At 47.5% G+C, this 26,466-nt stretch carries 21 protein-coding genes; all 21 read left to right on the forward strand.

Annotated elements, in window-relative coordinates; genetic code table 11:
- Positions 1 to 9 precede the first annotated feature (9 nt).
- Positions 10 to 1,047, forward strand: coding sequence for an ABC transporter ATP-binding protein (locus tag PCH02S_RS08340; RefSeq protein ID WP_127451941.1), 1,038 nt, complete (start codon positions 10 to 12; stop codon positions 1,045 to 1,047).
- Positions 1,040 to 2,002 carry an ABC transporter ATP-binding protein gene (locus PCH02S_RS08345; protein WP_127451944.1) on the forward strand — a complete coding sequence of 321 codons (963 nt, stop codon included), beginning with the start codon at positions 1,040 to 1,042 and terminating at the stop codon, positions 2,000 to 2,002. The genes PCH02S_RS08340 and PCH02S_RS08345 overlap by 8 nt, the downstream gene beginning before the upstream one ends.
- 152 nt (positions 2,003 to 2,154) lie before the next feature.
- Positions 2,155 to 3,789, forward strand: coding sequence for a bacillithiol biosynthesis cysteine-adding enzyme BshC (gene bshC / locus PCH02S_RS08350; RefSeq protein ID WP_127451947.1), 1,635 nt, complete (start codon positions 2,155 to 2,157; stop codon positions 3,787 to 3,789).
- Positions 3,790 to 3,801: 12 nt separating this feature from the next.
- Positions 3,802 to 5,064 carry an adenosylhomocysteinase gene (locus tag PCH02S_RS08355; protein ID WP_127451949.1) on the forward strand — a complete coding sequence of 421 codons (1,263 nt, stop codon included), beginning with the start codon at positions 3,802 to 3,804 and terminating at the stop codon, positions 5,062 to 5,064.
- 135 nt (positions 5,065 to 5,199) lie between these two features.
- On the forward strand, positions 5,200 to 6,285 hold the full coding sequence (locus PCH02S_RS08360; protein ID WP_127451952.1) for a DUF4349 domain-containing protein: 1,086 nt from the start codon (positions 5,200 to 5,202) through the stop codon (positions 6,283 to 6,285).
- Positions 6,286 to 6,410: 125 nt separating this feature from the next.
- Positions 6,411 to 6,848: a division/cell wall cluster transcriptional repressor MraZ gene (mraZ, locus tag PCH02S_RS08365; RefSeq protein ID WP_127451955.1), complete on the forward strand. Its 438-nt coding sequence runs from the start codon at positions 6,411 to 6,413 to the stop codon at positions 6,846 to 6,848.
- Between the two features lie 65 nt (positions 6,849 to 6,913).
- Entirely contained in the window at positions 6,914 to 7,864 is a 951-nt protein-coding gene (gene rsmH, locus PCH02S_RS08370) for a 16S rRNA (cytosine(1402)-N(4))-methyltransferase RsmH (protein ID WP_127451958.1), read from the forward strand.
- A 20-nt stretch (positions 7,865 to 7,884) separates the two neighbouring features.
- Entirely contained in the window at positions 7,885 to 8,319 is a 435-nt protein-coding gene (gene ftsL / locus PCH02S_RS08375) for a cell division protein FtsL (RefSeq protein ID WP_127451961.1), read from the forward strand.
- Positions 8,320 to 8,334: 15 nt separating this feature from the next.
- Positions 8,335 to 10,542: a penicillin-binding transpeptidase domain-containing protein gene (locus tag PCH02S_RS08380; RefSeq protein WP_127451963.1), complete on the forward strand. Its 2,208-nt coding sequence runs from the start codon at positions 8,335 to 8,337 to the stop codon at positions 10,540 to 10,542.
- A 94-nt stretch (positions 10,543 to 10,636) separates the two neighbouring features.
- The gene (locus tag PCH02S_RS08385; RefSeq protein ID WP_127451966.1) at positions 10,637 to 12,565 is read left to right on the forward strand and encodes a stage V sporulation protein D; all 1,929 of its coding nucleotides are present in this window, start codon (positions 10,637 to 10,639) and stop codon (positions 12,563 to 12,565) included.
- 111 nt (positions 12,566 to 12,676) lie between these two features.
- Entirely contained in the window at positions 12,677 to 14,164 is a 1,488-nt protein-coding gene (locus PCH02S_RS08390) for a UDP-N-acetylmuramoyl-L-alanyl-D-glutamate--2,6-diaminopimelate ligase (protein WP_127451968.1), read from the forward strand.
- Entirely contained in the window at positions 14,161 to 15,543 is a 1,383-nt protein-coding gene (locus PCH02S_RS08395) for a UDP-N-acetylmuramoyl-tripeptide--D-alanyl-D-alanine ligase (protein ID WP_127451971.1), read from the forward strand. Before PCH02S_RS08390 ends, PCH02S_RS08395 begins: the two co-directional genes overlap by 4 nt.
- 96 nt (positions 15,544 to 15,639) lie before the next feature.
- Entirely contained in the window at positions 15,640 to 16,575 is a 936-nt protein-coding gene (gene mraY / locus PCH02S_RS08400) for a phospho-N-acetylmuramoyl-pentapeptide-transferase (protein ID WP_127452395.1), read from the forward strand.
- A 3-nt stretch (positions 16,576 to 16,578) separates the two neighbouring features.
- Positions 16,579 to 17,973, forward strand: coding sequence for a UDP-N-acetylmuramoyl-L-alanine--D-glutamate ligase (gene murD / locus PCH02S_RS08405; RefSeq protein WP_127451974.1), 1,395 nt, complete (start codon positions 16,579 to 16,581; stop codon positions 17,971 to 17,973).
- A 101-nt stretch (positions 17,974 to 18,074) separates the two neighbouring features.
- Positions 18,075 to 19,172 carry a stage V sporulation protein E gene (gene spoVE, locus PCH02S_RS08410; protein ID WP_127451976.1) on the forward strand — a complete coding sequence of 366 codons (1,098 nt, stop codon included), beginning with the start codon at positions 18,075 to 18,077 and terminating at the stop codon, positions 19,170 to 19,172.
- Between the two features lie 7 nt (positions 19,173 to 19,179).
- A complete protein-coding gene (locus tag PCH02S_RS08415; RefSeq protein ID WP_127451978.1) occupies positions 19,180 to 20,250 on the forward strand; it encodes an undecaprenyldiphospho-muramoylpentapeptide beta-N-acetylglucosaminyltransferase in 1,071 nt (356 codons plus the stop codon).
- 199 nt (positions 20,251 to 20,449) lie between these two features.
- A complete protein-coding gene (murB, locus tag PCH02S_RS08420; protein ID WP_127451980.1) occupies positions 20,450 to 21,355 on the forward strand; it encodes a UDP-N-acetylmuramate dehydrogenase in 906 nt (301 codons plus the stop codon).
- A 15-nt stretch (positions 21,356 to 21,370) separates the two neighbouring features.
- Positions 21,371 to 22,651 carry a UDP-N-acetylglucosamine 1-carboxyvinyltransferase gene (gene murA, locus PCH02S_RS08425; protein WP_127451982.1) on the forward strand — a complete coding sequence of 427 codons (1,281 nt, stop codon included), beginning with the start codon at positions 21,371 to 21,373 and terminating at the stop codon, positions 22,649 to 22,651.
- Between the two features lie 115 nt (positions 22,652 to 22,766).
- Positions 22,767 to 23,660 (forward strand): cell division protein FtsQ/DivIB, encoded by an 894-nt coding sequence (locus PCH02S_RS08430; RefSeq protein ID WP_127451983.1) that lies wholly within the window; start codon positions 22,767 to 22,769, stop codon positions 23,658 to 23,660.
- A gap of 302 nt (positions 23,661 to 23,962) precedes the next feature.
- Positions 23,963 to 25,210, forward strand: a complete 1,248-nt coding sequence (gene ftsA, locus PCH02S_RS08435; protein WP_127451985.1) for a cell division protein FtsA — start codon at positions 23,963 to 23,965, stop codon at positions 25,208 to 25,210.
- A 30-nt stretch (positions 25,211 to 25,240) separates the two neighbouring features.
- Positions 25,241 to 26,377: a cell division protein FtsZ gene (ftsZ, locus tag PCH02S_RS08440; protein ID WP_127451986.1), complete on the forward strand. Its 1,137-nt coding sequence runs from the start codon at positions 25,241 to 25,243 to the stop codon at positions 26,375 to 26,377.
- The last annotated feature ends 89 nt before the right edge of the window (positions 26,378 to 26,466 follow it).

Raw genomic sequence — 26,466 nt, forward strand, 5'->3', positions numbered from 1 at the left:
GGGTGAATAATGATGAGCACCAAAGACAATTTGCTTGAAGTGAAAGATTTGCGAGTTTCTTTCCGTACGTATGCGGGGGAAGTTCAAGCTGTTCGCGGCGTATCTTTTTCTTTGAAAAAAGGTGAAGTGTTGGCGATTGTAGGTGAATCCGGTTGCGGTAAATCCGTTACGGCACAAACGCTCATGCGTTTAATTCCTACTCCGCCTAGTTATATAAAAAGCGGCTCTATCATGTTTGACGGAAAAACGGATATTACCAAACTTTCCAACAAACAAATGGAAAAAATTCGCGGATCCGAAATCGGTATGATTTTCCAAGATCCGATGACCTCCCTGAATCCGACGATGAAAATCGGCGATCAAATTACAGAAGGTCTTATCAAGCATGAAGGATTAAGCAAGAAGGCGGCAACCGAGAAAGCCATTGAGATTCTAAAGCTTGTCGGAATCAACTCGCCGGAAGGCCGTATTCATCAATATCCGCATGAGCTCTCCGGTGGTATGCGTCAACGTGTCATGATCGCGATTGCGCTTGCTTGTTCACCTAAGCTTCTAATTGCGGATGAGCCAACAACGGCTCTGGATGTTACGATTCAAGCTCAAATCATCGATTTGATGAAAACAATTTCCGTGAAGACGGACTCATCTATTATTCTAATTACGCATGACCTCGGTGTTGTAGCCGACATGGCGCAGCGTGTCGTGGTTATGTACGCAGGCAAAATTATCGAGCAAGGTACTGTGGACGAGATTTTCTACAATCCGCAGCATCCGTATACATGGGGTTTGCTTCGTTCCGTACCGCGTTTGGATACAAATGCGAATGAAGAACTTGTACCGATTCCTGGTACGCCGCCAGATTTATTTGCACCTCCAAAAGGTTGTGCATTTGCGGCTAGATGTCCGTATGCAATGAATCAATGCTTGGAAGTAGATCCGGAACACACTACACTTTCCGAGACGCATAGTTCTGCTTGCTGGCTGTTGCATCCTGATGCGCCGAAAGTTGAACGTCCTGTTGGAGTAGGAGGTCATCAACATGTCTAATGCCAATAAACCAATTCTGCAAATTCGCAATATGAAGAAGCATTTTAATCTTGGCAACGGGAAAGTGTTGAAAGCCGTTGACAATTTTTCCATCGAAATCAACCGCGGTGAAACTTTCGGTCTCGTAGGGGAATCCGGATGTGGTAAATCCACGGCAGGTAGAACGATTATTAAGCTTTATGATGCGACAGAAGGCGAAGTTATTTTCGACGGCGAAGATGTCCATAAGCTGAAAGGCAAAAAGCTGAAAGAATTTAACCGGAATATGCAAATGGTATTCCAGGATCCTTACGCATCTTTGAACCCACGTATGACCGTTGGGAATATCATTGCCGAAGGTATTGATATTCATGGATTGTACAGCGGTGCGAAACGCAAAGAACGCGTTTTGGAGCTGCTTCGCGCAGTTGGTCTGAATGATGAGCATGCGAACCGTTTCCCGCATGAGTTCTCCGGTGGTCAACGTCAACGTATCGGGATTGCCCGCGCGCTTGCGATCGAGCCGAAATTCATTATTGCCGATGAGCCGATCTCGGCATTGGACGTTTCCGTACAAGCTCAGGTTGTCAACTTGTTTAAGAGATTACAGAAGGAAATGGGCCTGACTTACTTGTTTATCGCGCATGATTTGGCGATGGTGAAGCACATTTCTGACCGTATCGGAGTTATGTATCTTGGTAACTTGGTTGAAGTTACAACATCCGATGATCTTTACGCGAAACCGCTGCATCCGTATACGCAATCTCTGCTTTCAGCGATTCCGATTCCAGATCCGGAAATCGAGCGTACACGCGAGCGTATCATTCTTCAAGGCGACGTACCAAGCCCGCTCAACCCGCCTAGTGGTTGTCCGTTCCGTACGCGTTGTCCGCAAGCGATGCCGCAATGCGCGGAATCCATGCCGCCAAGCAAAGAAGTGGAACCGAATCACTTCGTAGCTTGTCATTTGTACTAAGCACTCATTTGCCGTCCCGAAAGGGGCGGCTTTTTGGCATTCATCTATTCAATTGTAATGATTTGAAATACAGTTTTGACGATTGGATGCCTACCGTGTACAATCAAAGAATAGTCGTTTTATTTGGTATGAAGAGGGGACACTAGTCGCATATGCAAATGGAAACTTTTCATTGGAAAAAGAGTCAGAAGCTAGCTGAAGATTATATTCAACAGTCAGCAGAAGCTGCACCATTATTTCCATATTATTTTGGAAATCAAGAAGATTGGCAGTCTCGCGTTAAGTGGCTGGACGAAGGGCATTCCGCACGGAAGGCGGATCGCGGACGCTTGGTGGAAGTGCTGAAAACATACAACGAGCGAATTGGTAATACAGGTGCTGCCTTGGATCAAATTGCCGCGCTAGCGAGCCAAGAGGCACTTGCCGTTGTTGGAGGACAGCAAGCAGGGCTGTTTGGCGGTTCGCTGCTTGTTTTGTACAAAGCCATCACGATTATTCAGCTCGCTCGGGAGTGGAGCTCCAAATTAAATCGTCCTGTCGTTCCTGTCTTTTGGATCGCTGGCGAAGACCATGATTTTGATGAAGCAAATCATATGTACGTGCTGTCCAATACACAGCAGATTGACAAAATGAAGGTGGATCACCCAACAGGGCACCGCACGTCTGTCAGCAAGCTTCCGCTGGAGCCTGAAGCGTGGAAGAATGCTTTGGCGGCCTTGGATCAGTCTTTGATGGATACAGAGTTCAAAGCCTCCTTGATGGCGAAATTAGAAAGCACGACGGAAGGCAGCGCCACGTTATCCGATGCTTTTGCCCGTTGGATGGCCGTTTTGTTTGGTGAATACGGACTTGTGCTGATTGATTCCGATGAGCCTGCTCTTCGTGCGATAGAAACGGAGATGTTCGAACAGCTTGTTTTGCAGAATGAAGCTTTTGCTGCATCTCTGATGAAGAGTCAAGAGGATGTGCAGCGGGCGGGTTACAGCAGTCAAGCGGACATTGCTGAGGATGCGGCTAACCTTTTCGTTTATGCAGGAGGGCATCGATTGCTTCTACATCGTGAAGGTGAATATTTCACAGATAAGAAAAAGGAATATCGCTTCACGAAAGAACAGCTGCATGATCTGGCGGTAACGAGCCCGGAGCAGTTGAGCAACAACGTGATGTCCAGACCGCTTATGCAGGAGTTTCTGTTCCCTGTGTTGGCCAGCGTGTTAGGCGCCGGTGAAATTGCCTATTGGGCGCTCACGAAGCAAGGGTTTGAGCAGTTTGGAATGAAAATGCCGATTGTTGTGCCGCGTTTGGAGTTTACCTTAATTGAAGGCACCGTTCAGAAGCAGATGCACAAATATGATTTTACGTTTGAGGATGTTCTGCATCGTTTTGAGCAAAAGAAACAGGATTGGCTGGATGCGCAAGATACAATGCGGCTAGGCGAGCGTTTTGATAAGGTGAAAACCGATTTTGAGACCAGCTATGCGCCTCTTGTTGAATCACTGGCCGCGATTAATCCAGGCATTAAAAAGCTCGGAGATACGAACTTGACGAAGATTTTAGAACAGATAGAATTCCTGCAAAATAAAGCTTCGGATGCGTACAAAACACAGTTTGATGCGACGTTAAGACAGCTAGAGCGCATTCGACTAACCATAATACCGTTAGCAAAGCCGCAAGAAAGAGTGTATAATGGGTGTGTTTATATGAATCGATATGGGAATGATTGGCTGCGTGCGCTTGTCGAGACGCCGATTCCTGTGGACGGTTTGCACCGTGTTTATTATTTGTAGGAGGAAGTATACATGACAACTGTTGAAAAAAGTATTGTTACGGATATGGCATTGGCACCTGAAGGCCATTTGAAAATTGATTGGGTTCAGGCGCATATGCCTGTTTTGAACCGAATTCGTGAGCAATTTGAAAAAGAGCAGCCTTTTAAAGGGTTGAAAGTAACCATCTCTTTGCACTTGGAAGCCAAAACAGCTTATTTGGCTAAAGTGGTAAAAGCAGGCGGTGCGGAAGTTACGATTACAGGCAGTAATCCTCTTTCTACACAAGATGATGTATGTGCTGCGCTTGTTGAGGATGGCATTACGGTATTCGCGAAATACAACCCTAGCCCGGAAGAGTATAAGGAATTACTGATTAAGGCGCTAGAAACGAAGCCTGATCTAATCATTGACGACGGAGGGGATCTGGTATCCATTCTTCACTCCGAGCGTAAAGATCTTGCTGCTCAAGTCCGCGGCGGTGCGGAGGAAACAACAACCGGTATTCTTCGTTTGAAAGCGATGGAAAAAGAAGGGAAACTGGAATTCCCGATGGTTGCTGTGAATGATGCTTTCTGCAAATACTTGTTTGACAACCGCTATGGCACAGGCCAATCCGTTTGGGACGGTATTAACCGTACAACAAACTTGGTTGTTGCGGGTAAAACAGTTGTTGTTGTCGGCTACGGCTGGTGCGGTAAAGGTGTTGCGATGCGTGCCAAAGGGCTTGGCGCTAATGTAATCGTAACAGAAATTGACGCGATCAAAGGCGTTGAAGCTTACATGGACGGTTTTGCGGTAATGCCGATGATTGAAGCGGCGAAATTAGGTGATTTCTTCGTAACGGTAACGGGCAACAAGGATGTTATCCGCGGCGAACACTATAAAGTGATGAAGGATGGCGCTATTCTTTCGAATGCAGGCCATTTCGACGTGGAAGTCAACAAACCTGAGCTTGAAGCACAATCCGTATCCAAACGTACGGTTCGTCGCAACATTGAAGAATATCAACTGGCGGATGGCCGTAAGATCTATGTATTGGCTGAAGGTCGCCTTGTGAACCTGGCGGCAGGTGACGGACACCCGGCTGAGATCATGGATATGACGTTTGCGCTGCAAGCGATGTCTCTCAAATATGTGAACGACGAGTATAACAAACTAGGGAAAACAGTTGTCAACGTGCCTTACGTCTTGGATGAGCAAGTGGCCAGATTCAAATTGGAGTCGCTTGGCACAAGCATTGATTCCTTAAGTGATGAGCAAAAGCTCTATCTTGACAGTTGGGCAGAGCATTAAGAACTTGAGAACCTTTTGGACCGCTTTTATGTGGTCTGAGAGGTTTTTTTTATTTGTAAAAATTTTGCAACATTTTTTGTTCGTTGCCCGTTTATAGGGTGTATAACCTATATTTGGTAGGGAGGGGATGGCAAGATGGGGGTCAAAAAGTGGGGTCAAAAGGTTTCATTGCTGCTTGCTGTGTGTATGCTGATTAGCAGCCTAGTGGCTGGATGCAGTTCATCCAAAAATGATGCCGCATCGTCTTCAGAGCAAAAAATGAGTTCAAGCAGCGGAGCAATGGCGAAAGAAGAGCTACGTGCCGAGAGTCAAAAGGCCGCGTCTCCTGCCGCTCAGACGCAGGCGGCGAGTGACCTCAAAGCGGCGGAGTCAGGGACGGCTCAAGCGCCGGCCGATGGCAAAGATGCGACGATGACTGTCATGCCGGCATTGGGCAGCGATGAAGCGGCGGGATTTAATCGTAAGCTGATTTACCGGGCTAATTTGGTTATGCCCGTTGAAGACTACGGAAAGGCTCAAGCAGCGCTTAGAGACCTTGTGACTTTGAGTGGAGCATATATCCTGCAGTTCTCGGAGAACGCTAATACAGGAGAGAGAGGCGGCACGTATACCATCAAAGTAGCGGCCAATGGCTTTGTTTCTTTGTTGGACAGCTTGGAGAAGATTAGTCCGTCTCTGCAAAGGAATGTGCAAGGGCAGGATGTAACGGAAGAATACGTTGATCTCAGCTCGCGTTTGAAAGCCAAACAGCTGGTTGAAACAAGATTGCTTGGATTTATGGAAAAAGCTTCAAAGACGGATGATTTGCTGGCCTTCTCGAATGAGCTTTCGAAAGTGCAAGAGGCTATCGAACAGATCAAAGGCCGAATGAGGTATTTGGATCAAAATGTCGCTTATTCCACGATTGAAATTCGGATGTACCAACAAACGGATAAGAAGCCGTTCCTCTCGGATCCGGGCCAACTTAGCTTAAACGACCGGATCCAGAAAGCATGGAACTCTAGCCTAAATGTACTAGTAGCTGTACTGCAAGGGATCCTTGTTTTCCTGGCGGCCGCGTTCCCAATCCTTGTAATTGCACTGTTGATCGGTATTCCGATTTGGGTATACAGGCGCAAAAGAAACAAGCAATTGGCCGCGATGCGAAATCAGCTCAAAGAGCAAAATGCTTCTTTAAACTCACTTGAAGATGAGAAACAAGGAACAATAGACGCAGAATAGACCCAAAAATGAAAATTTTTTCGCAAATCCTGCTCAAAAAGCAGGATTTGTTGCGTTATTGGCGAATTAACATTAAAAAGTGGTGAAAAGTGGTACGAAGTGGAGGGAAAGGGGGACGCCATGCTATGTTCATGGGGGAATATCAACATAGCATAGACGAAAAAGGCCGAATGATCATTCCGGCCAAGTTTCGTGAAGCCCTTGGCGAATCCTTCGTAATCACTCGCGGTCTAGATCAGTGCTTGTTCGTGTATCCTCGCTCCGAGTGGGCCATTCTCGAACAAAAACTGAAGGCATTGCCGCTGATGAAATCAGATGCACGTGCATTCACCCGCTTTTTCTTCTCGGGCGCAACCGAATGCGACCTTGATAAACAAGGTCGGGCAAATATTCCAGGCAATCTCGTCGACCACGCCAAGCTTGAAAAAGATTGCGTCGTTATCGGTGTTTCCAACCGAGTAGAGATTTGGAGTAAGCAAATTTGGGAAAGCTATGCCAATGAATCGGAACAGTCGTTCAATGAAATAGCGGAGAAACTCGTCGACTTTAATTTTGATTTATAGATGCTTGAAAGATTACGCTTACGAAGACAGTTTTGCCAAGGCAAAACTTTTAGGAGGACACCAAGTTGTTTCATCATGTGACGGTACTAAAAGAAGAATCAGTTGAAGGTTTACATATAAAGCCTGATGGCGTATACGTGGATTGTACGATGGGAGGCGCGGGGCATAGTTCCCTCATAGCTTCTAAATTAGGTCCTAATGGGTTACTGATTGCCCTTGACCAGGACGATGTTGCTCTAGCTAACGCTCAAACCGTGCTCGCTCCTTACCTGGATCGTGTGAAAATCGTGAAAAGCAACTTCAGGGATTTGGAGCAGGTGCTCATGAATGAGCCAAGAGCACTACGGGATGGGAAACCGCAAGTTGATGGGATTCTTTTCGATCTTGGCGTATCTTCTCCGCAGCTGGATGATGGCGAGAGAGGTTTCTCCTATCATCAAGATGCAGAGCTTGATATGAGAATGGATCGTACGACGGAACTAACCGCCAAAACGATCGTCAATGAATGGGCTCCTGAGCGAATTGCAAAGATTTTGTTTGAATACGGGGAAGAGAAATTTTCACGGCGTATTGCAGGCGTCATAGCCGAAGCTCGTACCAAAGGGCCTATTGAAACCACAGGTGAGCTTGTTGAGCTGATTAAGGAAGGAATTCCTGCAGCCGCAAGAAGAACAGGCGGCCACCCGGCTAAGCGAAGTTTTCAAGCGCTGCGCATTGCGGTAAATGATGAGTTGGGCGCTTTTGAAGAAGCGTTGGAGCAATCTGTGAGATGTTTGGCTCCGGAGGGCAGAGTAGCGGTGATCACGTTCCATTCTTTGGAGGATCGCATCTGCAAGCAATTTTTCGTTAAAAATGTGGAGAAATGTACGTGCCCTCCGGCGTTTCCGATGTGTGTTTGCGATAAATCCGGTGATCTTAAATTAGTAACACGCAAACCGATCATACCTAGTGAGCATGAACTTGAGGTGAACCAAAGAGCAAGATCCGCCAAATTACGTATTGCCGAAAAGCTTTGACACAAAAGGAGGAAGTTGATATGCCATCTTACATCCAGGGGAATTTAGCTCTTGACCGGAAACGGACTGTTCCAGCAGCTAAGGTTAAGATTAAAGAGACAACGAAAGTTGTTTACCGCAATAAATCGCTGCCGACCCAAGAAAAAATGCTGTATCTGTTCACGGTTCTCCTCTGTGTCCTTGTTGCAGGCGTGATCATTTGGCGGTACGCGTCCATCTATCAAATGAATGCAAGCATATTGAAAATGCAAGGAGAAATTCGCGAGATTCAAGCTCAGAACAGCGCTTTGAAGCAGGAAGTAGAGAAACTGCAAAGTCCTGATCGTCTCAAAGAGGAAGCTGTCCGCCTCGGGTTTAATTTAGATGATGACAAAAAGGTAAGTTTAGTGACTCCGGCCAAACCGAAAACTACCACGAGCAGCAGTAAAAATACTAAAGCTGCTTCTAAACCGTAACGGGCAGGTATCGATATGACAAAAAAAATTAAGCTGCGTTCTTTACTCATTGGAGGGTTTTTCACCCTTCTTTTTGTTGTCCTTATTGCTAAAGTCTATTGGATTCAAGTGGTAGATGCCTCTTGGTTGCTAGAACAAGCGGAAGAAAAATGGGAGACGGACAAAATTATCGCGCCTGTTCGCGGAGCTATTCTTGATCGGAATAATAAAGTGCTTGCTGAAGAAGGAACCGCCTACACCGTTACGCTGAATCCCAAAATGATTGATAGTCTGCATGCGGCGGATGATATCGCCAGAGGGTTAGCGGATATTTTGAAAGAATCCGATGTGTCTAAAGCAACGCTTGAAAACAAAATCCGCGAACTTGCCACAAGGAAGAAGCCGGACGGCAGTGATTTCGCGGTCAATGTCGAAATTCGCAATGAAGGCTGGAAGATTGACAAAGAGAAAGCGGATCAAGTTCGTGACTTCATTACAACTATGCAAACGCGATTGAATAAATCGGCCAAAACGAACATCGGAATCGGGATCATCGAAGAAAAGAAACGGTATTATCCAGGGGAAACGTTAGCTGCGCATATTCTTGGATATACGAACAAAGAAGGTAAAGCTTCACTTGGCTTAGAGTTGAAGCTGGACGACACGCTGAAAGGCGTTCCTGGCATGCTGAGCTATGAAAAAGACGGCAAAGGTGTGGAACTTCCGGATGCCAAAGTTGATTTTAAACCGGCGGAAGACGGCAACAATGTGCGGCTCACCATCGATAAGAACATTCAGTTCTATTTGGAAAGCGCGTTGGCCAAAGTAAATGATAAATGGCATCCCAAAAGCTTGACGGCTATTGCAGTTGATCCGCAAACCATGGAAATTTTGGGTATGGCGAACACACCGACCTTTAATCCGAATACGTACTGGAATATTAAAGATCAAAGTGATTTTAAAAATAATGCGGTAGCTTCCCGTTATGAGCCTGGCTCGACATTCAAGATTGTCACTTTAGCAGGTACGGTAGAAGAAGGGTTATTTAATCCAAATGAGATGTACCAGTCAGGTATGATTCGTGTGCAGGATAGAGAGCTGCATGACCACAACCGTGTAGGTTGGGGCAAAATTTCGTATCTGGATGGTCTTAAGCGTTCAAGTAACGTAGCTTTCGTCAAATTAGGAATCGAGAAGCTTACACAACCTAAACTCAAGAGTTACATAGAGAAATTTGGATTTAACGAAAAAACGAACATCGATATGCCTAATGAAGTATCCGGACTCATCGACATGAAATATCCATCGGAGTATGCAACGGCAACGTATGGGCAAGGGAAAGTCGTTGTGACGGCCATTCAGCAAACGGCCGCTTATGCAGCTATGGCGAACGGCGGTAAATTAATGTGGCCCCACATTGTGAAGGACATCATAGACCCCAAAACAGGAAAAACCATTCAATCCTTCGCGCCGCAAGTCGTGCGTCAAGTCGTGAGTGAGAAGACGGCAGCTACGGTTAGCGGCTACTTGGAACAAGTCGTCTCCGATCAAGATATCGGAACAGGGAAGCTGGCCTACATGGAAGGGTACCGCGTAGCCGGCAAAACAGGTACGGCAAACTTGGTACTTCCTGGAGAAAAAACGTACTCAACCAATACCTGGGTTATCTCTTTTATCGGATATGCACCTGTTGAAGATCCAAAAATCCTCGTCACGTTGATCGCAGATCAGCCTGATCTTGGCGGCAATTACCATTTGGGCGGACAAGTTTTAGCGCCTGCTTTTAAAGATATTGTTGGGGAATCCCTGCAATATATGGGGGTTAAATCAAGCAAGCAAACACAAATGGTTGCCAAAGAAGCGAACAAATTAAAAGTGCCTAATTTCATGGAAATGACATCGGCCAATGCGAAAGCAGCGGCGAAGGAGAGCAATTTACCATTGGAAGTTTTCGGCAAGGGAGATCAAGTTGTCGATCAATTCCCCAAACCGGGAACTGAAATCTTATCCACGCAACGAATATATGTGGCCATGCAGAACGTTAGTGAAATGCCCCTGCCAAACCTAGTGGGTCGATCCTTGCGCGATGCTGTAGAAGCTTGCTCCTTCTTCAAAGTGGATTGCCAAACTTCTGGCGAGGGTTATGTCTCGGAGCAAACGAGTGCAGGTGAGGGTGAAGGGCGCAGCGCAACACTGACGTTGAAACCATTAAGCGATAAACCGGCGGTAGCAGGTACAAAGTAGCCTGAAAGTGGCAGGCTTGTTCTAACCCCTGTTTGTCCCGAATAGTCATGTTAGGAATGAGACTGACTTATTTGGGAAGGGAGATTGAACGTTCATGCGTGCTTCTAACGTTACTGTTCGCCGCAGATTGTTTACTGCGCTCATCATTGGCACGATTATTTTCACTGCACTTATTCTCCGCTTGGCTTACGTCCAGCTATGGATTGGACAAGACTTGGCGAATAAAGCGGAGGATAGCTGGAGGAGACAGATTGAATTTGCGCCGAAACGAGGAGAGATTCAGGATCGCAACGGGATCACTTTGACTTATAGCATGAGCACGCCGACGATCGTGGCGATACCGGTTCAAATTCAAGATCCTCAGAGTACGGCAGCCAAACTGGCGGAAGTGCTTCAAGGAAATGCGGATGATATCTATAAGCAAATTACGAAAAAAACGTCCCAAGTCGACATCAAGCCGTCCGGACGGAAAATAACGATTGAGAAAGCGCAGGAAGTCCGCAATCTGCACCTTCCCGGGGTAGTAGTCGCCGAAGATAATAAACGATATTACCCATTTGGCAGCTTGGCAGCACACATCCTGGGCTTTGCAGGCATAGATAAAGGTCTTACAGGGATTGAAGCAAAATACGATAAGGAATTGACGGGCATCCCCGGCAACATTTCGTATATGACAGATGCAGCAGGCAGGCCTCTGGCAGGGACGACGGATAAGTATACAAGCCCGAAAGACGGGCTCAACGTAAAACTGACCATCGATAATCATCTGCAGTCCGTGATGGAAAGAGAATTGGACCAAGCCATGGTTCAATATCAAGCGCAAAATGTCGTCGCCATTATGATGGATCCGAATAATGGTGAAATATTGGCCATGGGCAGCAGACCGACCTATGAGCCGGGCAATTATAAGAATTTTCCAGCAGAAACGTATAACAGGAACTTGCCGATTTGGAAAACATACGAGCCAGGTTCGACGTTTAAAATCATTACGCTTGCAGCAGCTTTGGAAGAAAAGAAAGTGGATCTCAAGAATGAACCTTTCTATGATCCTGGTTTTATTGAAGTTGGAGGAGCTAGACTGCGCTGTTGGAAACGTGGCGGCCATGGCAGTGAAACGATGCTCCAAGTTGTACAAAACTCTTGCAACCCGGGTTTTGTCGTCATGGGGCAGCGGCTGGGCAAAGAGAAGTTGTTTGACTATATTTCCAAATTTGGCTTTGGGAAAAAGACAGGCATCGACCTCGGCGGAGAAGAGAACGGGATTATGTTCAAACCTTCCCAGGTAGGGCCCGTGGAACTTGCAACGACCGCTTTCGGTCAAGGGGTTTCCGTAACGCCGATTCAACAAATTACAGCAGTATCTGCGGCAATCAATGGCGGAAAGCTGTTTAAACCTTATGTGGCCAAATCGTTCTCGAACCCGGACACAGGTGAAGTTGTTGATGTCGTAGAGCCGGAGCTTGTGCGCAATGTTATTTCCGAGGGAACCTCGAAACAGGTCCGGGAAGCGCTCGAAAGCGTAGTAGCTCTAGGTACAGGGCGCAATGCCTTCATCGACGGCTACCGGGTCGGAGGGAAAACGGGAACTGCGCAAAAGGTTATCAACGGCCGCTATTCACCCGATGAGCATATCGTGTCCTTTATCGGTTTTGCCCCGGCGGATAACCCGAAAATTGTGATTTATGCGGCGGTGGATGACCCCAAAGGGATTCAATTTGGCGGCTTGATCGCAGCGCCTTTAGTGAAGAACATGATGGCTGACGCTTTGCGCTATATGAAGGTTGAGCCGAATAAGCAGCAGCTCGATAAAGAGTACCGATATGGGGAAACGCCGGTTGTTGAGGTGCCGGACTTGGTTGGAGCGTCAGTTGATGATATATTAGAAGATCTGAACATGAATTTTAAGCTGGCGAAGTCCGGCAATGGCAAATATGTGATCAGCCAAGCGCCAAAAGCAGGCACAAGGGTCGATCAAGGTTCAACGATTCGTATTTTTTTATCGAACAATGAGCCGCCACAATAAAGAGTTAGCTTCCGATTCAAAAAAAGATTTGCAAGTAAGACATGTTTAGCTTTTCCATATGCATAAAATTGTCCATAATAGATAGGAAAAATGTTAAGGAGAGGGTTGCTCATGAAACTGCAGGAGCTTGCTTCCGCACTGCTCATTACCCACATACATGGAAATGCGAATACGGAAATTACGGGGATTGAAGCAGACTCTCGTAAAATTAAACCAGGCGATATATTTTTGTGCATCCCAGGACTGACGGTTGACGGCCATGATTACGCCCCAAAAGCGATTGCGCTTGGGGCTTCTGCGCTTGTTACCGAAAGAGTGCTGGATTTGCCGGTTCCACAGCTGGTGGTGAAAGATGCCAGATACGCGATGGCCGCATTGTCTGCTCATTTCTACGGATATCCGAGTAAGGAATTAAAGTTAATCGGAATTACAGGAACCAACGGCAAAACAACATCGACCTACTTGCTGGAAAAAATATTGCGCGATCAAGGCTTTACCACGGGTCTGATGGGCACGATTCAAATGAAAATCGGTGATACGTACACCGAGATGGAGCGGACAACGCAAGAGTCCGTTGATCTGCAGCGCAGTTTCCGCAGCATGTGCGAGGCAGGAACAGATTACTGCATTATGGAAGTTTCAAGCCATGCTTTGGAGATGGGCCGTGTGAAGGGGATTCACTTCCGCTCCGGTATTTTCACGAACCTGTCCCAGGATCATTTGGATTATCACAAAACCATGGAAGCTTATGCAGCGGCAAAAGGGCTTTTGTTCTCCAGGCTGGGCAATGGTTTTTCAGGCAATCCCGAAGATCGTCAGTATGCGATTTTGAATGCGGATGATGCGGCATCTGAAACGTTCAACAGGCTTACTGCCGCACAAGTAATTACATACGGAATAGAGCAGCCATGTGATGTTCGAGCAACGGACATTCGGATGACCGCAAAAGGCACAGCATTCAAGTTAGTCTCTTTTGCCGGAGAAGCGTTCTTCGAAATGAAATTGGTAGGAAAATTCAATGTATATAACGCCTTAGGCTCAATCGCAGCCGCATTGGCGGAAGGTATTCCGTTAGAGACAATTCGAAATAGCTTGGAAAATATTGCTGTCGTTGATGGACGGATGGAGGTCGTGGATGAGGGCCAGGATTATCTGGTTCTGGTTGACTACGCCCATACGCCGGATGGACTTGAGAATGCACTTTCTACGGTCCGTGAATTTGCCGAGGGCAAAGTCATTACCGTATTTGGTTGTGGAGGAGATCGCGACAGAACGAAGCGCCCCTTGATGGGTAAGGTAACAGCGGCCTATAGCGATTATTTATATGTGACTTCCGACAATCCTCGCACCGAGAACCCGGATGCGATCCTTCAAGACATTGTTCCTGGTCTGAAGGAGGTCAATTATCCCGAAAATAACTATGAATTGATTCCAGATCGTAAAAAAGCGATACAAAAGGCTATTGATGGGGCAGGCCCCAAAGATGTAATATTGATAGCGGGAAAAGGCCACGAAACGTATCAGGACATCATGGGGGTTAAGCATGATTTCGATGATCGTTTGGTGGCTAAGGCTGCGATAAAGGGGAGAAAGCGATGATCCAGCGTACATTAGAACAAATTGCAGACATGTTGGGGAGTGAGGTTCGAGGGACAGAAGCTGCCGTGAGCGTTGCGGGCGTCTCGACCGATACCCGCTCGATTCCGGCCGGCAGTCTATTCGTCCCGCTGATTGGAGAAAAGTTTGACGGGCACGCCTATGCAGAGGAAGCTTATCATAAAGGAGTGGCGGCTGTATTATGGCAGGAGGATCGCGGAGAGGCACCTGCAGGTGTTCCTTATGTCCCCGTGGCAGATACGCTGGCAGCTTTACAGCAATTAGCCAAGGCTTATCGGAAGCAACTGCCTGTACGTATCATAGGCATAACGGGCAGTAACGGTAAAACAACGACGAAAGATTTGGTCGCAGCCGTTTTGGGCAGTACCTATAAGGTGCATAAAACCAAAGGGAATTTAAATAATCATATCGGGTTGCCGGTTACGCTCTTACAGCTGGAGGAAACGACAGAGTTTGCCGTGGTTGAAATGGGGATGAGCGGACGGGGCGAAATCGAGCTGCTAAGCGATTTGGCCGAGCCGGATGCTTCGATCATCACGATGATCGGCGAGTCCCACATGCTTCAGCTGGGCTCGAGAGAAGAAATTGCCCGGGCGAAAGTGGAGATCGTAAGCGGCATGCCAAGCGGCAGCCTGCTTGTGTACAACGGTGACGAGCCGCTCATTGAGATGGCTCTTGCAGAGCGCAGCTTGCCGGAGGGGCTTCACCGCCTCCAGTTCGGACATGGCAAGGACAATGCGAAATACCCGACAACAATCCGGATGGATGCGGACGGTACGCACTTCCAGATCAATTCACCGGATTACTCGGAATTGTACATTCCTCTACTCGGCACGCATAATGTCATCAACGCGTTAGCGGCCATCGCCATCGGCGAAGCCTTCGGCGTTCAGCCGGAAGCCATTGCAGCGGGGCTCCGCTCGCTGGAGATGACAAGCATGCGCATCGAGAAGCTGACGGCAGCCTCAGGGCTGACCGTGCTCAACGATGCGTATAATGCCAGCCCGGCCTCCATGAGGGCGGCTATTACATTGACCGAGACGCTTGGCGGCTTCGGTCGGAAGTTCCTCGTGCTCGGCGACATGCTGGAGCTTGGCGAGCACGAAGAGCAGTTCCATCGCGAAATTGGCGCGATGGTTTCGCCGGAACGTGTAGACTACGTCTTCACGTTCGGCCGTTTGGGCCGCTTCATCGCAGAGGAAGCGGCGGCGCGCCTCTCGAAGGACCGCGTGCGCGCCTTCGAGGACAAAGAGCTGCTCGCGAGCGAGCTAGCCGCTTTGGCACAGCCGGAGGACATTGTGCTTGTGAAGGGCTCGCGCGGTATGCGGCTTGAGCAAGTCGTGAATGCTTTGCTCACTTAATAAGAACAGAATGAACTTATGATGAAACAGTAGATCGTTTTCGGTTAACGGAAACGAGCAGGGGGAACCAACGTGGAAAACGCAATTTTATTAACGATGGGCGTCGCATTTGTGCTTGCGCTTATTATGGGGCCGCTTTGTATTCCGATATTGCGGCGTATGAAGTTTGGCCAACAAATCCGTGAGGATGGCCCGCAGGGACATTTGAAGAAACAAGGAACACCAACGATGGGCGGCATCATCATTCTGATTGCCCTAGCTTTGGCAAGCCTTCGTTTTGCTGATAAAAATACCGATCTTCTCATCTTGCTGATTGCTTCATTAGGCTACGGCCTGGTAGGTTTTCTGGATGATTACATCAAAATTATTTTCAAGCGCTCGCTTGGCCTTACAGCGAAACAAAAGCTGTTCGGGCAGCTGCTGATCTCGGCTATTGTTTGTTACCTGCTGGTAAGGGAAGGACATAGCACGGACTTATATATTCCTTTTGTGGAGTTCCACTTCAATCCGGGTTGGTTGTACTTCCCACTGATGGCGATTCTCATGTTAGGCGCGTCGAACGCGGTGAATTTCACCGATGGGTTGGACGGTTTGCTGGCAGGGACAAGTGCAATTGCATTTGGCGCTTATACGGTGATTGCGATGAACAATACACAGCCGGAAGCAGCGATTTTCTCAGCGGCAATGGTCGGTGCTGTGCTTGGATTTCTCGTCTTCAATGCGCATCCGGCGAAAGTGTTCATGGGAGATACAGGCTCGCTTGGCATCGGTGGCGGCTTAGTGGCTGTTGCAATTTTGACCAAAGCGGAGCTGCTGCTGGCGGTTGTCGGCGGCGTGTTCCTGATCGAGATTTTATCTGTCGTTATTCAAGTTGTTTCCTTCAAGACCAGGGGCAAGCGTGTTTTCAAAATGAGTCCGATCCATCACCACTTTGAACTGGTCGGATGGTCGGAATGGCGTGTCGTTATCACATTCTGGGTCGTAGGTCTTGTACTTGCTGCACTCGGATTATATATGAATGAGGTGTTGTAGAACATGATGCATCCGCGGGAATATCGTGGACTTGAAGTGGTCGTATTGGGCTTGGCTCGCAGCGGTGTCGCTGCGGCTAAGCTTTTTCATCAACAAGGTGCCCTGGTCACCGTTAATGACAAAAAAGAGCGGAGCGCATGCCCTGAAGCCGACGAATTGGAGGCTCTGGGTATTTCTGTTGTATGCGGGTTTCACCCGGAGTCCTTGGTGCATGAGGGGGTTGCGCTCGTTGTTAAAAACCCGGGCATTCCATACTCGGTTGAGCCGATCCGCAAAGCATTGGAGCTTGGCATTGAAGTCGTTACGGAAGTAGAGGTCGCTTACCAGTTCTGTGAAGCGCCGATTATCGGGATTACAGGTTCTAACGGGAAGACAACAACGACAACATTGATTGGATTAATGCTGGATTCAGCAGGCTTGTCGCCTGTCGTGGCGGGGAATATCGGGCGTGCTCTTACAGAAGCAGCGCCAGAAGTAACGGCCGACAATTGGATGGTTGTAGAGTTAAGCTCCTTTCAACTCAAAGGGACAACTTCGTTCCGTCCGAAAATTGCGCTGTTCTTGAATTTGTACGAAACTCATCTGGACTACCACGGTTCGATGGATGACTATATTGCCTCAAAAGCAAAGCTGTTTGCCAATCAAACAGAGGAAGACACGGCTATATTAAATTGGGACCATCCGGTATGCCAATCGCTTATTCCTACTCTAAAAGCGAAGCTTTTCCCATTCTCCAGAAAAGAAGTACTGTCTTACGGTGTTTATTATGACCAATCATCGGATAACCTTGTTTATGCGAATGGCCAGGGGGACATTGTGCCGATTATGCCGGCTCGGGAAATGGGAATGCCGGGCAGCTTTAACATTGAGAACGCTTTGGCGGCAGCGGCAGCAGCCCTCACAGCAGGCGTAGAGCCGCACACGATCGCGGATGTGCTTAGAAGCTTCAAGGGCGTAGAACACCGCCTGGAGTTCGTGAGAGAACTTAAGGGGATCACGTTCTACAATAACTCCAAAGCAACAAACGCTGTGGCAACGATTAGTTCAATTGAAGCCTTTGACCAGAAGTTAGTTTTAATTGCTGGAGGCTTGGACCGAGGGTCAGATTACATGGAGCTGCTCCCTACGTTCCGTGAGCGAGTCAAAGGGATTGTCACGCTTGGACAAACTAAAGAGAAAATTAAACATATCGCAGAGCTGGCAGGGATTAGCAGCATTCAAACCGTCGATACTGCTAAGGATGCAGCGGATGCAATTTCGCAAGCCGTTCAGCTTGCTTGGCAGATGTGTGAAGCGGGAGACATCGTTCTGCTTTCGCCGGCTTGTGCAAGTTGGGATATGTTCCCCTCCTTTGAGGACAGGGGACGCATGTTTAAGGAGTCCGTGCATAACCTTTAAATAGGGCTTATCCACATGTGTTTGCTGGCAGGTGACGGTTGTCTCCTGCTCGGCTATTCATCCTCTGGATGTGGCCCAGAACACATAAAGAGGTGTCTGTTATGGGTAAATCACGGTCTGCTCCTGATATTTGGATTATTATTCCAACTTTGCTGCTTTTGACAATTGGCATTATTATGGTTTACAGTGCGAGCAGTGTACTTGCCTTTCGGGAATTCGGCGATTCCCTGTATTACCTCAAACGGCAGTTAATTTTCGCTGTTTTAGGGATCATTGCGATGTTTTTTACCATGAATGTCGATTATCTCGTTTGGAAAAAGATAGCGCGCATTACACTGATCGTATGTTTCTGCATGCTCATTATTGTGCTCATTCCCGGCATCGGGGTTGTACGTGGCGGGGCCAGGAGCTGGCTCGGGATCGGCGCCTTCGGTATACAGCCGTCGGAGTTTATGAAGATGGGGATGATTCTGTATTTATCCAAATTGTTATCCGAGCAGCAATCCCAAATCACCCAATTTACCAAAGGGTTATTGCCTCCGCTAGGAATTATGGGTCTAGCTTTCGGGTTGATTATGCTGCAGCCTGATCTTGGCACCGGCGCTGTTCTGGTCGGAGCTTCGCTGCTTATTATTTTTATCTCTGGCGCACGATTGCTTCATCTTTCATATCTGGGTATGATAGGGGTTGCCGGTTTCATTGGGCTCATCATTGCTGCTCCTTATCGCTTGAAACGGATTACTGCTTTTTTAGATCCTTGGCAGGACCCGCTTGGTGCAGGCTATCAATCTATTCAATCTCTCTATGCAATTGGTCCAGGCGGCTTAGTAGGGTTAGGACTTGGTATGAGCCGTCAGAAATACAGTTATTTGCCTGAACCGCAAACCGATTTTATTTTCTCCATCATTGCAGAAGAACTTGGTTTTATTGGCGGTACTTTAGTGCTTCTATTATTTACCATCTTAGTATGGCGCGGTATGCGGGCGGCTATTACAGCTCCGGATACATTTGCAAGTTTAATTGCTGTTGGCATTATCGGCATGATTGCTGTTCAAGTAATTATTAATATCGGTGTCGTCATTGGAATGTTTCCAGTTACCGGTATTACATTGCCATTCATAAGTGCAGGCGGTTCGTCATTGACGCTTATGCTGACATCCGTCGGCATCCTGCTCAATATATCCCGTTATTCGAGGTGACAAAGGAATGAAAACAATTGTCTTTACCGGAGGAGGCTCCGCAGGACATGTTACGCCTAACATTGCTCTTATGCATAAGCTGAAAGAGTTAGGTTGGGAAATTCAATACATAGGCTCGGCAACAGGCATCGAGAAAGACATCATCGAGCGCGAAGGTGTTCCTTTTTACCCGATATCTTCTGGGAAATTGCGTCGATATTTTGATCTGAAAAATTTCAAAGACCCTTTTAGAGTGATGAAAGGTGTTTATGAATCTTATAGATTGCTCCGTCGTCTGAAGCCCGCCATCGTCTTTTCGAAGGGCGGGTTCGTTTCCGTACCGGTCGTTTTGGGCAGTCGCATGAACAAAGTGCCGGTTATTATTCATGAATCCGATATGACGCCAGGACTGGCCAACAAAATATCGATTCCTATGGCAACGAAAGTATGTGTAACATTTCCGGAGTCCATGCAGCATGTCAACAAAGAGAAAGCGGTTCTTACCGGTTTGCCGATTCGCGAACATATTCGGAGCGGGAAAGCCTCCAGAGGCTACCAGCTTTGCGATTTTCATAAGCAAAAACCCGTTATTTTGATTATGGGGGGAAGCCTGGGCTCGCAGGTCATCAACCAAGCTGTCAGATCCAATCTGCCTCGCTTGCTCGAGCAATTCCAAATTGTTCATTTGTGCGGCAAAGGCAATATTGCGGCTGAGTTTGCCGGGACGCGCGGATATAAACAGTTCGAATATTTGAATGAGGAACTCCCGGATGTCTTAGCTATGACAGACCTTGTGATTTCCCGGGCTGGCGCTACATCCATCTATGAGTTTTTGGTATTGGAAAAACCAATGCTGCTTATTCCTTTGTCATTGCAAGCAAGCCGTGGCGATCAGATTCTGAACGCCAAGTCGTTTCAGAAAGCCGGTTACGCGGAGGTTATGCAGGAAGATGAGCTTACAGCTGAATCGCTGCAAACCCGCCTGGAGGCTCTCTATGCAAACAGAGAAACTTATAAAGCAGCTATGCAATCCCGCAATGACAGCGATGCTGTTGCTGCGATCGTTAAATTGATTGAATCCTACAGCTTATCGAGTTAGTTTTTCGAAAGCGAATGGGCGATTGTCACACTCTATCCGATTTTACATAAACTATACTATAACCGTGACAGACACCTAAGGCTTGATATGGCGCCAAAGTTTGAAGCCCGGCCATCTTCAACTTGGTCCGTATTTTTGAAATTATGGAGCTTAGCTGATTCGATAATTTCGCCCTATGTTCTGTGAAGGAGGTTTTCCCATGCAGCAGTTAATATCCGACTTAAAGGCAGCAAATATTGGCGAGATTCGAACGAATGAGCGACTGGCCCCTTATACGACTTGGAAAATCGGTGGTCCGGCCGATTGCCTTATCCTCCCGAACACGAAGGAGCAGGTTGCTGCAGTCATCCGTTTCCTGCATCAACGTGGAGTACCATGGACGATTATCGGTCGTGGCTCTAATCTGCTTGTCAGTGACAAAGGAATTAGAGGGGTAGTTATCAAACTTGGCTCTGCGCTGGAAACTTTGCGCTTTGAAGGTGCGACGGTTTATGCAGGCGGTTCCTATTCGTTCATTAAATTGTCTGTGCTAGCAGCCAAGGAAGGTTTAACCGGACTGGAGTTTGCTTCGGGCATTCCCGGTTCTGTGGGAGGCGCCGTCTACATGAATGCAGGGGCTCACGGGTCCGATGTGTCACGCATACTCAAGCAGGCTGAAGTCATCCTGGACACAGGGGAATTGGTCACGATGCAGGCAGAGGATTTGCAGTATGCCTATCGGCATTCGATTCTGCACACTCTACCCGGCATAGTAACAGAAGCTGTCTTTGAATTACAGGTTGGAGAACGCAAAGAAATCGCGGGAGCCATGGCGGCTTACCGGGATCGGCGTCTTCGCACTCAACCGCTTCAATTAGCTTGTGCTGGAAGTGTTTTCCGCAACCCCGAAGGGGGATTCGCCGCAAAGCTCATCGAAGAGGCTGGCCTGAAAGGCAAACGTGTCGGTGGAGCGCAAATCTCCACGCTGCACGCCAATTTCATTGTGAACACCGGAGATGCTAAAGCCGAGGACGTTCTCACTCTCATCGCAGAAGTACAGCAAATCGTGCAGAAACAGTACGGCATATCGCTAGTACCGGAAGTTTTGGTGATGGGTGAGAGGTAAATCGGAGGTGGAACTTTGGAGAAGCTCGTTATCGAAGGTGGAAAACCTCTCACGGGAGCCATCCAGATACACGGCGCTAAAAACGCCGCATTACCAATCTTAGCAGCATGCATCCTGGCTAGCGGCACTCATACTCTGCATAATGTTCCTAATTTGCTCGATATCGACACCATGCTGCGCATTCTTCGTGCGTTGGGCTGCCGTGCCGAACAGCAAGAGGATACGGTATCCATTACAACATCCACAGCTAATTCCTCGCATATTCCAGAAGAATTGATGGGGCAGATGCGTTCATCCATCTTTCTTATGGGACCGCTGCTCGCTAGATTTGGCAGTGTCACCGTGTATCAACCCGGAGGCTGCGCAATCGGCGAACGTAAAATTGATTTGCACCTGAAAGGGCTGCAAGCTTTAGGAGCCAACATCGAAGAATTCGCAAACAAAATTGTTTGCACAGCCGAATCGCTTCATGGCAGTGAAATCGTTCTGGATTTCCCGAGCGTCGGAGCGACGGAAAATATCATGATGGCTGCTGTGAAAGCAGAAGGCATCACAACGATTTATAATGCGGCACGCGAACCGGAAATTCAGGATTTGCAGAACTTCCTGAACGCCATGGGCGCCGACATTATCGGAGCAGGAACAGATACCATCACCATTCGTGGCGTGGAAAATCTGTCACCTTGCACCTACCGCATCATCCCTGACCGTATCGTGGCCGGAACCTTTATGGTGGCCGCTGCTGCAACGAAAGGGAGCATTACTTTAGAGAAGGTTAACCCTGCTCACTTAACCTCTGTGATCCATGTCCTCAAGCGTGCAGGTGTTCAAATCATCTCTGACGGTGATATAATACATGTAAGCTGTCCGACTAGACCGAAGGCCGTCGAACGTATCGTGACTTCGCCGCATCCATCTTTTCCTACTGATTTGCAATCACAGGTTATGGTGCTGCTATCCTTAGCAGACGGTATGAGCGTAATGAAAGAAACGATTTTCGAAGGTAGATTCAAGCACGTAGATGAATTGTCCCGTATGGGTGCAGATATCCGTGTTGATATGAGTTCAGCCTTTATTAGAGGCGTTCCCAGGCTGTATGGAGCGACAGTGGAGGCGACGGATTTACGTGCTGGCGCAGCACTTGTTATCGCCGGTCTGGCTGCGCATGGTACGACGATCGTTGAGCAAATTCATCATATTGATAGAGGCTATGATAGAATTGAACATATGCTTTCAAGATTGGGTGCATCCGTGCATCGACAATCACCTGTTCCAAGCGAGCAAGCGAACAACTGAATGAATTCCGCGCATCCCTTCCTGGATTCAGGCGGGGATTCACGGTTTCATTTGATTGGTACATACAAGATTTTAAATTTTAACCTTCATTCGAAACTATTAGGTGGTGCCCAGCTTGTCTGACGACCGCAATATGCCCGCTCTGCCGCCCGTTCCAAAGCCACGAGCCCGTACGAATAGAAAACTGCTCATCTTTTTATTTATTTTTTTTATCATCATTTTAGTCATTTTGTTTTTTCAATCTTCACTAAGCCGTGTAAGTGCCATTGAAGTTGAAGGAAATGAGCTCATAACCTCGGAAGCGATCGGACAAGCCAGCCAGATTGCCGTCGGGGACCGTTTTTTTGCCTTCAGTTCCCAAACGATAACACAACGTATAGCCTCTCTACCCATGATTAAGACAGCTACGGTGAAGAAGCATTTTCCAGGCAAGATTCTCATTACCGTGCAGGAGTATCCGAAAGTTGCTTTCCAGATAGCAGCAGATGGCAAGAAGCAAGCCGTGCTTGCCGATGGCGCTGTCGTTGAATTGCCTTCTGGCAGCAGCATTCCACTGGATATGCCCATTTTGACAGGGTGGACGGATGGTGATCCGAATAAAGCAGCACTATGCAAAGTGCTTGGTGAAATTCCGGAGAGTGCGCTGTCGGACATTTCCGAAATCAAACCGGACCCGTCGGAGCCGTACCCGGACAAAATCAAGCTGTACACGAGATCCCAATTTGAAGTGTACACCACGATAGCTTACTTGCCTGAGAAAATTGACAATCTGCCTGCTTATATAGCAAGCTTACAAGAGGATCATATTACTAGCGGCATTATCAAAATGCTAGAAGTAGAATATCATGCTCCTTTTGAACCTAATGAAGATACGAAGAATGATTCTAATAATACGTCGGGCCAAAAAGGTGGAAGCAACGCAGCGGCAAGCCCATCACCCGATCCTGCTAACAAGGATGGGAACAAGTCGACGCCAAAGCCGACTCCAAAAGCGACACCGAAACCGTAATCCCAGAGACAGCGCGCCCTTCCAGATAAAAAAACGGTTTAATGGACTACTCAACCATGAAAATTAATGTTAAAATTAGTTTTATGGTTAAATAGAAATCTATTGACCCTATGAAGGGTACAAGCAATTAATAGACTTGTTTTATCCCTATTCTATTGAAAATTAACTGTTTAAAAAAACGACGTTGCTTCCGTTAAAAAAAATGTTGAAAAAAGAGGGAATATGGCGGTTGTGTGGAATACGTATTTAAGTAATTGTAATGTAAACACAATATTATCCAAGTTATAGGAGGTGCCAGGGGCTTGAGCAACAATGATATCATTGTTAGTTTAGACATCGGTACATCCAAGGTTCGTGCTATTATTGGGGAAGTTGTTAACGGAACCATTAATATAATAGGTGTGGGATCTGCCGAGTCAGAGGGTATTCGTAAAGGCGCAATCGTTGATATTGACCAAACGGTCAACTCCATCCGGAGCGCTGTTGATCATGCAGAACGAATGGTCGGCGTACAAATTTCCGAGGTTTACGTAGGAATTTCAGGGAATCATATTGCTCTTCAATCGAGTCACGGTGTTGTCGCTGTTTCCAATGAAGACCGAGAAATCGGGGAAGAGGATATTGATCGTGTCATTCAAGCGGCAAGAGTCATCGCATTACCTCCCGAGCGTGAAATTATTGGAGTCGTACCTAAGCAATACTTAGTTGATGGCCAAGAAGGCATTAACGATCCTCGCGGCATGATCGGCGTTCGCTTAGAAGTGGAAGCGACGATTATCACAGGCGCGAAGACTGGGATACATAATCTGATCCGAGTTGTGGAAAAATCCGAACTTAAGGTTGCAGGCCTCATCTTGATGTCGCTTGCATCCGGACAGTTAGCTCTTTCCAAGGATGAGAAATCAGTTGGAACTGTACTGGTTGATGTTGGTGCAGGTGCAGCGACGATCGCTGTGTTTGAACAAGGGAATCTGACAGCCACATCAACGATTCAAATCGGCGGTGAGTATATCAGCAATGATATCTCGATAGGCCTTCGTACTCAGCTCGAAATCGCAGAGAAAATAAAGCTGAAATACGGTTGCGCATCGGTAGACGACTCGGCCCCCGATCAAATGTTTAAGGTTACACGAATGGGAAGCAATGTGGAAAAAGAGTTTTCGCAAGTTGATCTCGCGAATATTATTGAACCCCGCGTTGAAGAAATTTTCCAAATGATCCGTGCAGAAGTGCACCGTTTGGGATATGGCGATCTAGCTGGTGGGTATGTACTCACAGGCGGGACCGTTTGTATGCCAGGTGTACTCGCAATTGCGCAAGCTCAACTCGCTACATCTGTTCGAATTGCCGTTCCTGATTTCATCGGAGTGCGTGATCCTTCTTACACGAGTGGTGTTGGCATCATTCAATTCGTTTCCAAGTACATGAAAAACCGGAATACCGCTTTCACCAAAAAAGTGGCATCCAAACCTGTAACAAAAAAATCCTCCGAGAGCTCTAAACCTGGTATTTTGGAACGTGTAAAAAGTTTTTTCAGTGAATTTATTTAGTGAACGCAACGTTAGGGGGATATGACTCACATGTTTGAATTTGATATGGATATGGAACAGTTGGCTCAAATAAAGGTCATCGGTGTTGGTGGCGGTGGTAGTAATGCGGTAAACCGAATGATTGAGAACGGTGTTAAGGGCGTTGAGTTTATTACCGTTAACACGGATGCTCAAGCTTTACACCTTGCCAAATCGGTGCATAAATTGCAAATCGGGGACAAGCTGACGCGCGGTCTTGGCGCAGGCGCAAACCCGGATGTAGGGAAGAAAGCGGCAGAAGAGTCAAGGGAGATGATTCTGAACACGCTTCGCGGCGCAGACATGGTATTCGTTACTGCAGGAATGGGTGGCGGTACCGGAACTGGAGCGGCTCCCGTTATTGCTGAAATCGCAAAAGAAGTGGGCGCATTAACCGTTGGTGTTGTTACTCGCCCGTTTACATTTGAAGGTCGCAAACGTTCTTTACAAGCAGAGCAAGGGATTGCAGCATTGAAAGAAAAAGTGGATACGCTTATCATTATTCCTAATGATCGTCTCTTGGAAATCGTAGATAAGAAGACGCCTATGCTTGAAGCTTTCCGCGAAGCGGATAACGTACTTCGCCAAGGTGTTCAAGGGATCTCCGATTTGATCGCGGTTCCTGGTCTGATTAACTTGGACTTTGCCGATGTGAAGACAATCATGACAGAACGCGGCTCCGCCCTGATGGGAATCGGAGTGGCAACAGGTGAAAACCGCGCGGCTGAAGCAGCGAAAAAGGCGATTTCCTCGCCACTCTTGGAAACGTCGATCGAAGGTGCTCGCGGGGTGCTGATGAACATCACAGGCGGCGTGAACCTAAGCTTGTACGAAGTCAATGAAGCGGCGGATATCGTGGCATCAGCTTCTGATATTGAAGTGAACATGATTTTCGGAGCCGTTATTGATGATAAACTGAAAGACGAAATTCTGGTAACAGTCATTGCTACCGGTTTTGAGCATAGAACATCACCGTTGGCTCAACCGGTTAAGCGTCCGGTCAGCGGACATCAAGAGCAACCACAATCCTCGCCATCCGTTTCTTCCGACCGATTGAACAACCTCAAACCTTTTGGCTCACAGCCGTCAAACGATCAATTGGATATTCCGACGTTCCTGCGCAATCGCGGGCGGAATAACGACAAATAATTACACGAAATGTGTAAAGAGACCGAAGTCCTACGTCATGTAGCGGCTTCGGTTTTTTGTTATTTTGAAGGCTTTTCTAGCTAGCTAAA

Origin of the sequence: Paenibacillus chondroitinus NBRC 15376, from assembly GCF_004000765.1 — a bacterium.
GTDB lineage: Bacteria > Bacillota > Bacilli > Paenibacillales > NBRC-103111 > Paenibacillus_E > Paenibacillus_E chondroitinus.

Coding starts and splice junctions, on each gene's coding strand:
- PCH02S_RS08415 (WP_127451978.1), top strand. CDS start 19,180: ATGAAAACAATTGTCTTTACCGGAGGAGGCTCCGCAGGACATGTTACG.
- ftsL (WP_127451961.1), top strand. CDS start 7,885: ATGCCATCTTACATCCAGGGGAATTTAGCTCTTGACCGGAAACGGACT.
- PCH02S_RS08395 (WP_127451971.1), top strand. CDS start 14,161: ATGATCCAGCGTACATTAGAACAAATTGCAGACATGTTGGGGAGTGAG.
- PCH02S_RS08355 (WP_127451949.1), top strand. CDS start 3,802: ATGACAACTGTTGAAAAAAGTATTGTTACGGATATGGCATTGGCACCT.
- mraY (WP_127452395.1), top strand. CDS start 15,640: ATGGGCGTCGCATTTGTGCTTGCGCTTATTATGGGGCCGCTTTGTATT.
- ftsZ (WP_127451986.1), top strand. CDS start 25,241: ATGTTTGAATTTGATATGGATATGGAACAGTTGGCTCAAATAAAGGTC.
- PCH02S_RS08360 (WP_127451952.1), top strand. CDS start 5,200: ATGGGGGTCAAAAAGTGGGGTCAAAAGGTTTCATTGCTGCTTGCTGTG.
- murB (WP_127451980.1), top strand. CDS start 20,450: ATGCAGCAGTTAATATCCGACTTAAAGGCAGCAAATATTGGCGAGATT.
- PCH02S_RS08380 (WP_127451963.1), top strand. CDS start 8,335: ATGACAAAAAAAATTAAGCTGCGTTCTTTACTCATTGGAGGGTTTTTC.
- PCH02S_RS08390 (WP_127451968.1), top strand. CDS start 12,677: ATGAAACTGCAGGAGCTTGCTTCCGCACTGCTCATTACCCACATACAT.
- mraZ (WP_127451955.1), top strand. CDS start 6,411: ATGTTCATGGGGGAATATCAACATAGCATAGACGAAAAAGGCCGAATG.
- PCH02S_RS08385 (WP_127451966.1), top strand. CDS start 10,637: ATGCGTGCTTCTAACGTTACTGTTCGCCGCAGATTGTTTACTGCGCTC.
- PCH02S_RS08340 (WP_127451941.1), top strand. CDS start 10: ATGATGAGCACCAAAGACAATTTGCTTGAAGTGAAAGATTTGCGAGTT.
- PCH02S_RS08345 (WP_127451944.1), top strand. CDS start 1,040: ATGTCTAATGCCAATAAACCAATTCTGCAAATTCGCAATATGAAGAAG.
- spoVE (WP_127451976.1), top strand. CDS start 18,075: ATGGGTAAATCACGGTCTGCTCCTGATATTTGGATTATTATTCCAACT.
- murD (WP_127451974.1), top strand. CDS start 16,579: ATGATGCATCCGCGGGAATATCGTGGACTTGAAGTGGTCGTATTGGGC.
- bshC (WP_127451947.1), top strand. CDS start 2,155: ATGCAAATGGAAACTTTTCATTGGAAAAAGAGTCAGAAGCTAGCTGAA.